Below are 7,659 nucleotides of genomic sequence, written 5' to 3'. Positions count from 1 at the left end.
GAGGTCTAATCTACGTACAGGCTTGGTTATCCCTAGGGGCGAATCAGAGTACTTCACTCCTGACAGGGTCTATCAGCAGTCTCGCTGATGCTGGCGCTTACATACAAGGGGCGAAGCATTCGGTTATAATCCTTGCCACTGAAGCACAATTCTCTTGCCGAATGCTTCGCCCGTACACCCAATCGTGCTTCTCTACAGAATGGATTCCGTATCACTTCAGTTAGGTAAAGCAACTTAGTTCAAATGTACTAACTAGTGTGATATTCTACTTCTAGCAACTCATGCTAGCCAGCAGCCCACCCCAGTAGCGGCTGCTTTTTATTGGCTGTGCGTCTGCGTGGTCTGTGCCCTATAATCCTTGCAAGCGTTAAATAGCAACCTATATGAACAAAGGTGAATTAGTGGATGCGATCGCCGATAAGGCAGGAGTAACCAAGAAAGAAGCGGATGCAGTGCTAACCGCAGTGCTGGAGTCCATCCAGGAATCTGTCGCCGCAGGCAACAAGGTAACTCTCGTCGGTTTTGGCACATTTGAAGCAAGAGAACGCCAATCCCGTGAAGGGCGCAACCCCAAGACAGGTGAAGTGATGACGATTCCGGCTACGACTGTCCCTGTGTTTTCGGCTGGGAAGCTATTTAAGGAGAAGGTTTCAGAATCTTGACGGTAGGGTGGCACCGTGAAATTTTTAAGGGGGGTTAGCCCCCAACCCCCCTGTAGGAAGCATTACGCTTCCTCAGTGTTTGACCCCAAACTGACGCAGAAGTTCCAGGCGTAGAATCTTTTTAGTCGGTTTTTCCAATCAATTTGTACAAAGGTGCAAGATTTCTCGCACACTACTAATGTGGCAGAGGTCTAAATCTGTGAGCAATTGATTCAAACGGGGAGGCAATTTAGATGACAGCACCGTATGTATTTCTAGCCGGAGCCAGTCGCGGGGTAGGACTTGAGACTGCTCGGGGTTTGGTTAAGCGATCGCTTCCAGTCAAGGCGCTTTTACGCAGCGAGGCGGCACGGGCAGAGCTAGAGGCAATGGGAATTGCGATCGCTCTGGGAGATGCGCTGAACCTGGGTGAAGTTGAGCAAGCGATGCAGGGCGAATCGATTGGGGCAGTGATTAGCACGATTGGTGGTTTGCCTAAAGATGGTGAGCGAGCAGACTACCTGGGAAACAAGAATTTGATCGATGCTGCGGTCAAAGCAGGGGCACAAAAATTCATTTTGGTATCGTCGATTGGCAGCGGTGACAGTGTGGTAGCGCTGCCTCCTCAAGCCCTGCAAGCATTAGGTGAAGTTCTAGTCGAAAAAGAAAAGGCTGAACAGCATTTAATTGCTAGTGGATTGACGTACACCATCATCCGTCCAGGCGGGCTAAAATCGGAACCCGCAACGGGCAATGCAGTGTTAACTCCAGACCCAACCATTGCCGGGTCGATTCATCGGGCGGATGTAGCAGAGCTAGTTTGCCGCTGTTTGCAATCTGACCTAGCAAATAATCGCGTGCTTTCAGCGGTTGACCAGCAAATGCTTTATGGACAAAAGGAGTTTGAGAAACTAGAGGTGTAGAAGTGAAGGGAGGTGTAAAGGTGAAGGATGAAGGAAATCCCTCTTATGCTGCATTCTAGCCCCTAGCTCCCAGTCTTAGCCTCCACCCCCAACCTGTCGTCTTCCCCTGGAAAGATTAACCAGGTGGATGAAGTGCGATCGCCTAATTTTTACCTAAACTGCACTTAAATGGCTTCACAGGAAGTCATTTGCCAATTCTGGCGGTCAGCCAGTATTCTGCTTAAGGCTTCTCTTTTGCCGCTAAACATCTGGACTGAAAGATATACAACATGCGATTTTCTCTTTCTCTTCTTGCTGTAAGTGTTGGCACCATCATTGCTCTCAGTCCCCTGCACTCAGCTTCTGCTCAGTCTCCTGCACGTCTTGGTGGACTTGACGGCAAGGATGAGGTTGAGCACGAAAATTCGATTGGGGCGATCGCAACGGCTTTAGACTCTGCTGAAACCGTCGAAGTTGCTCAAGCTGACGAAGCGGCTCAGCCTGAAAATGACTCAGAGTCAGAAGCCATTGTCGTAGAAACAGAGTCAGCCGCAGCAACAGAGCCAACCGCAGCAAGCGATCAATCTAACGCTGAGGCTGATGCTGAGTCAGCGGAGCCAACAGAGCAATCTGACGAGGCAGAGGAACCTAGCAATGCATCTGCCTCCCCGGATGATGCTTCTGCCGATGAGTCAGAAAGAGAGATAACGCCAGAAACATCGCCAGAAACGGCATCAGAAGAAGTATCAGAGCAACTATCCCAAGATCTACCAGCAGGAGATGAGACTGAGGAAACATCGCCCGCCCCATCTCTAGACTCCTCTGACGAAGCTCCCCCCCCAGAAGATGAAGCAGAGGTAGATGACGAGGCAGAAGCAGAAACGGAAGCAGAGGCAGAAACAGCCGATGAAAACTTGATTCAGGCAGCACCGGAATACCTTAATCCCAGCCCCAATCCACTTCAGTTTCCGACTCAACCTGAAGAGGTAGAGATTGTTGGAACTCAGCCCATTACCTTAGAACAAGCAATTGATCTGGCCGTTCGTAACAACCGTGAGCTTCAGGTGTCCAGGCTAGAACTAGAGCGGGCACAGGCAGCTTTGCGGGAGGTACAGGCAAACAATCTACCCACAGTAGACTTAAATTCAAATCTGACTTTCCAGGAAAACACGCAGCAGCAAGATTCAGGAGCATTACAGGATTTTCTGGATCAGCTTCAGGGAGGTCAAGGTGGCAGCGGTCAATCAGACGAGGATGATGTCAACGTCGTCCTGGGAGGTGCGGTAGAACTCAACTACACGCTGTTTACTGGAGGTCGGCGACCAGCTTTGATTGAGGCAGCTGAGGGACAGGTTCGTTTTCAGGAACTGCAGGTCGAAGCCCAGGAAGAGCAGCTGCGTCTAGATGTCATTAATAACTACTACGACTTGCAAGAAACAGATGAGCAAGTGCGAATTCAAGAGTCAGCACTAGAACAGGCGTTGCAGAGTTTGCGCGATGCCGAAGCACTGGAGCGAGCAGGGGTAGGAACGCGGTTTGACGTGCTGCAAGCCCAAGTGGACGTGGCAAATGCTAGACAGCAGCTTACCCAAGCCCTCAGCCAACGCCAGATTGCCCGTCGTCAAATCGTCCAAACGCTGAGCTTGGCTCAGTCGGTAGAGGTGGCAGCAGCCGATCCAGTGGAGGTGGCAGACCTGTGGGATCTGAGCCTCGAAGAAACAATCGTCTTAGCAATCAGAAATCGGGCTGAGCTAGAGCAACAGCTTGTGCAGCGCGAAGTTAGTGACGCTCAACGACGGGCTGCTTTGGCTCAGTTGAGACCTCAGATTGGTTTGTTTGCGAGCTATAACGTGCAGGACACCTTAAACGAGGATCAAACCGTACAAGACAATTATCAGTTTGGCGCTCAGTTCAATCTGAGTTTGTTTGATGGAGGTGCTGCCAGGGCGCAAGCAGCTCAGGAAGAGGCCAATATTGCGATCGCCGAAACCAATTTTGCAGCGCAGCGCAACCAGATTCGGTTTGATGTAGAAAGCGCTTACTCTAATCTGCAAGCTAACTTCGAGAACATTCAAACCGCGTCCTTAGCCCTGGAACAGGCAAGGGAAGCCCTGCGACTGGCAAGACTGCGATTCCAAGCGGGTGTAGGAACGCAAACAGACGTATTAATCGCGCAATCTGACTTGACCGAAGCAGAATTTAACCGAGTACAGGCGATTCTAGGTTATAACCGCTCTTTAGCAGAGTTACAGCGTTCTGTGAGCAACTTCCCCTACGCAGGGGTAATTCCAGAACCTTCGCCGCAGGTGCAATAGGAGGAAGAAAGGATGAAAGAGGAAATGTCTTTCTTCTCGCCCTAATCCCTACCCCCTAATCCCCTCCCTTCGGTATAACCTGCTACACCTGGCACTCTGCTACTGGTGGCAAGATTGTCGCATCGGTAAGAGCGTTACCCCTGCTGGCAACCCAATTTGCACCAGTCTTTTCGCCGCATTCTGCTCGGCACTGTCTTTTTTGTTATTACCATTGTTGTGGCGATCGCAGGTTACACGATCGCCGGTTGGGCATTGCTCGATGCCGTTTACATGGTGATCATTACCATTTTCGGAGTCGGGTATGGTGAAGTTCGCCCAATTGAATCCCCGGCACTCAAGATTTTTACCATTCTAGTGATCATTGCAGGGACTTCGTCAGCAGTTTACATGGTAGGAGGGTTTGTCCAGATGGTCACTGAGGGAGAAATCAACCGCGCTCTGGACGCTCGGCGGATAGCAAAAGGAATTGATACCTTACAACAGCATGTGATCATCTGTGGTTTTGGTCGGATTGGGCAGATCCTGGCAAAGAAGATGATGGAATCGGGTCAACCTTTTGTGATCATCGATAATAATAGCGATCGCCTTGCCAAAGCCGAAGCAATGGGTTATCTAGTTCGCATTGGCAATGCTACCGATGAAACCATTTTGCAGGCTGTCGGAATCTTGAGAGCCAAAGTATTAGCTACTGCGCTGCCAGATGATGCGTCTAATGTATTTATTACATTAACGGCACGAGAAATGAACCCTAACCTGGTAATCATTGCGCGGGGTGAATTTCCCACCACTGAAAAAAAGCTGCGATTGGCAGGAGCCGACCACGTAGTGTTGCCTGCTACAATCGGCGCTCTGCGAATGGCGCACATGATTACTCATCCAGCCTCAATCGACTTTCTCGATCAAAACGACGGTCGCAGTACATTAAGTGAACTGTTAGCAGAAATTGATGTCCAGCTTGATGAGTTGGTAGTTCCTAAAGGCTCACCTCTAGTCGGTGGCATCGTGAGTGACATTGAGGTGCGTGGCAGAGGCACTTTTATTGTGGTAGCGCTACGTCGAAGTGATGGCAGTACGTTTGTCCACCCCAACCACAGCACAGTAATCAAGGAAGGCGATACGGTGATTCTGATGGGACACCAGGGCGATATTCCCAAGTTTGCCGAACACTATGCGCTCAAGCGGCAACTGCGCTATCGAGGGACCCTGCATTAAGCTCATATGGATTCGTTCTCCCCAAAGTTTATTCCTAAGATAGACGCACGGTCTGGCGATCGCCTTTACCTTTGTAGCATTGAGCTTTGGCTCAAGTAATTAACCTAGCGACCGCTAACCTCACCTCTTTATAAACTCATTTCTAAACTTTGGGAAAATCTTATGCAACTCCAAGTTGAATGTAATGATCGGGTTGGCAAGCAACAAGTTTGCCGAACATGCGATCGCGTTTTCAAAATGCAGGCAGCAAAAGTAATCATCTGCGACGACCAAGGAGAAAACTGTGGTGCTGTTTGCCCCACCTGCATTGGTAGAGGATATGGTTGGCTCAGTAGTCAGTTTGAACAATTGACAACCCCTCAAAAGAAATCGGTTACCGCAGTACTTACACCAGTCACGGGGATAGATAGGGCACTCACTCATACGAAGTCTGCCTAAACACCCAATTGATCGTGTATCACACCACGTACATCCTTGTTAGAGGAACATCTTTCAAGGCGATCGCTACCATTACGATGCTGATCCTCACCCGATAACCAGGCTGACTAATCCAATATATCGAGTTGGAATTCTTACCGTGCAAGAGTTTCAACTCGATATATTAGATCTACTACAGTGAGCGATATTAGACAGTTCCGAGGATTTGAAGATGGTTAGTCGATCATCCTACTCCCAAATCAGTTCGGCTTATAATCACCTGCCACCGCTTGAAAGTGGCGATCGCCTAACTCGTCCTGAGAGCGGTTGCTTCGCAGTTCCCCGAAGGGGTAATCGACATAGGCAGCAAAAAGCAAGCCTGTCGTCGCAATAGAGTATTGGGATATATCATCTGGGAAGCATTTGAGAATCAACTGGAGTGGTTCCAATCGGTAGATGGAGATTATCAGCAACTCATGCCTGATATAGATGGGATCATTCGCAGTCAAGTGTTTCCAGGTTTGTGGTTGGCAGTCGAGGCACTATTGAATAACCAGATGGCACGAGTGTTAGAAGTGATGCAAGTGGGGTTAAACTCACCGGAACATTCAGCGTTTGTAGAGCAGCTGAAGCAAGGATAAATGACTGGAGTTCTAGGTTCTAGCTAAAGGAAGGGCATCGGGCGTTGCTGAATATGGATTTGATTCACGGATCTCAATCTCCTCTGTAGGGGCATGGCAATGCCATGCCCCCATGAAATTCGTACATCACATCGGCAATGTCGGGCATTTGTAACCAGGGCAGCATTTCTAATGTAGCGATACCGAAAGTGAGAATTATAGTTCTCATTAATTAAGTTGTGATTTGAAACAAGCATGACTTGGGTAGAACTCATAAAATGAAAACTGGGCAAATTAGCAGGACGCAGACATGAGGAAGCTGGGAATTTGGTTGGCTTTATTTTTCGTCACGCTAGTAGGAGTCATCACCGGGTGGAACTGGCACGGAATTCAACTCCGACCTCAGATTTTAGAAACCAGCTTTCAGCAAAGTCCCGTCCGTTCGCGATCGCCCCAATCACGTGCAGAAATGCCTGCTCCGATCGAGGCACCCACCATCAACCCTGATCGAGTGCTGGCGGATGTCGAGGCACTTGCCTTTAAGCGACACAGCGAAGCAGAGCGGAGCCGCACCCGCGACTACATTGCCTCGGCTTTACGGGAAGCGGATTGGTTGCCTCAGTTCCAGACCTTTGAGAATGGTGTAAATGTCGTGGCAGAGCGCCCAGGAACCGATCCATCGGCTGGGGCAATCTTGGTCGCAGCACACTACGACTCCATAGAGCAATCGCCCGGTGTGGACGACAACGCTACTGGGATCGCAGCTGTCCTGGAAACGGCTCGGCTACTGGGACAACTTCCCACTCCGCGAACACTCAAGCTTGCCCTATTTGACCTGGAAGAGGTCGGACTGCTGGGCAGTTTAGCCTACGCAGCAGATGATAGCCTGACCGAAAATTTAGAAGGCGCGATCGTGATGGATATGATTGGGTTTGCCTGTCACACCGAGGGCTGTCAGCAATATCCCGCTGGGCTGCCCATCAGCCCACCTACCGATCGGGGAGACTTTTTGGCGGTAATTGGCGATCGCGGTCACATGTCCCTGATCAACGCTTTCCATGAAACCAGTCAGTCAGATTTGCCTCAGGTCTTGAGCTTACCGATTCCGCTGTTGGGGCCGCTTACCCCTGATTTGTTGCGAAGCGATCATGCCCCCTTCTGGCAAAAAGGGATTGGGGCAGTTATGGTGACAGACACCGCCAACTACCGCAATCCTAACTATCACCAACCCACAGACACACTCGACAAGATCGATCGCCCTTTCCTAACCGGAGCAACTCAATTAGTAATAAACGCCACAACCGCTTTATTGAGTACTCCAGGAAACCTGACTAATGATGCCGCTGCCCCTGCGCCCAACCTGCTAGATGAAACGCCAACAACACCATTGTGAAAAGGGCGTTACACATTTAATGAATAGACCTCTTGCATGAATCAGTAGAAGAGCTGAAAGTAGATTAGCCCTACTGAAATGAATGACTCATGCTCTACCAGCAAATCCAAACCCTGAACCCAGTTGTTTTTCGCCGGGCATGTGGAGTGAAGCGAGAAA

The 7,659-nt window shown here is 49.8% G+C and carries 9 protein-coding genes; 7 read left to right on the top strand and 2 right to left on the bottom strand.

Annotation, left to right across the window (positions count from 1 at the left end; all coding sequences use genetic code 11):
- Positions 1-383 precede the first annotated feature (383 nt).
- The 5 genes from H6G00_RS19495 (at position 384) to H6G00_RS19475 (ending at position 5,508) form a co-directional block, all read left to right on the top strand.
- The gene (locus tag H6G00_RS19495) at positions 384-662 is read left to right on the top strand and encodes an HU family DNA-binding protein (protein ID WP_190642954.1); all 279 of its coding nucleotides are present in this window, start codon (positions 384-386) and stop codon (positions 660-662) included.
- 233 nt (positions 663-895) lie between these two features.
- Complete coding sequence (locus tag H6G00_RS19490) at positions 896-1,564, top strand: SDR family oxidoreductase (RefSeq protein ID WP_190798013.1); 669 nt, start codon at positions 896-898, stop codon at positions 1,562-1,564.
- A 269-nt stretch (positions 1,565-1,833) separates the two neighbouring features.
- On the top strand, positions 1,834-3,858 hold the full coding sequence (locus H6G00_RS19485) for a TolC family protein (RefSeq protein WP_190798012.1): 2,025 nt from the start codon (positions 1,834-1,836) through the stop codon (positions 3,856-3,858).
- A 156-nt stretch (positions 3,859-4,014) separates the two neighbouring features.
- Positions 4,015-5,070: a potassium channel protein gene (locus tag H6G00_RS19480; protein WP_190798011.1), complete on the top strand. Its 1,056-nt coding sequence runs from the start codon at positions 4,015-4,017 to the stop codon at positions 5,068-5,070.
- A gap of 162 nt (positions 5,071-5,232) precedes the next feature.
- Positions 5,233-5,508 carry a hypothetical protein gene (locus tag H6G00_RS19475; RefSeq protein WP_190798010.1) on the top strand — a complete coding sequence of 92 codons (276 nt, stop codon included), beginning with the start codon at positions 5,233-5,235 and terminating at the stop codon, positions 5,506-5,508.
- Positions 5,509-5,747: 239 nt separating this feature from the next.
- On the opposite strand, the gene H6G00_RS35570 is transcribed toward H6G00_RS19475, so the two are convergent.
- Positions 5,748-5,960, bottom strand: coding sequence for a hypothetical protein (locus H6G00_RS35570; RefSeq protein WP_242042380.1), 213 nt, complete (start codon positions 5,958-5,960; stop codon positions 5,748-5,750).
- Here H6G00_RS35570 and H6G00_RS19470 point away from each other — a divergent pair.
- The gene (locus H6G00_RS19470; RefSeq protein ID WP_242042378.1) at positions 5,886-6,128 is read left to right on the top strand and encodes a Uma2 family endonuclease; all 243 of its coding nucleotides are present in this window, start codon (positions 5,886-5,888) and stop codon (positions 6,126-6,128) included. The two genes, H6G00_RS35570 and H6G00_RS19470, sit on opposite strands and share 75 nt — an antisense overlap.
- 73 nt (positions 6,129-6,201) lie before the next feature.
- Here the strand turns inward: H6G00_RS19470 and H6G00_RS36165 are convergent, their stop codons facing one another.
- The gene (locus tag H6G00_RS36165) at positions 6,202-6,336 is read right to left on the bottom strand and encodes a hypothetical protein (RefSeq protein ID WP_277881921.1); all 135 of its coding nucleotides are present in this window, start codon (positions 6,334-6,336) and stop codon (positions 6,202-6,204) included.
- An 81-nt stretch (positions 6,337-6,417) separates the two neighbouring features.
- On the opposite strand from H6G00_RS36165, the gene H6G00_RS19465 reads away from it, so the two are divergent.
- On the top strand, positions 6,418-7,500 hold the full coding sequence (locus tag H6G00_RS19465) for a M28 family peptidase (protein WP_190798009.1): 1,083 nt from the start codon (positions 6,418-6,420) through the stop codon (positions 7,498-7,500).
- The last annotated feature ends 159 nt before the right edge of the window (positions 7,501-7,659 follow it).

Source organism: Leptolyngbya sp. FACHB-541, from assembly GCF_014695875.1.
In the GTDB taxonomy this organism is placed as follows: domain Bacteria; phylum Cyanobacteriota; class Cyanobacteriia; order Elainellales; family Elainellaceae; genus JAAUTN01.
Note: the sequence above shows the minus strand (reverse complement) of the source record. Positions and strands in the feature narration are given on the sequence as shown.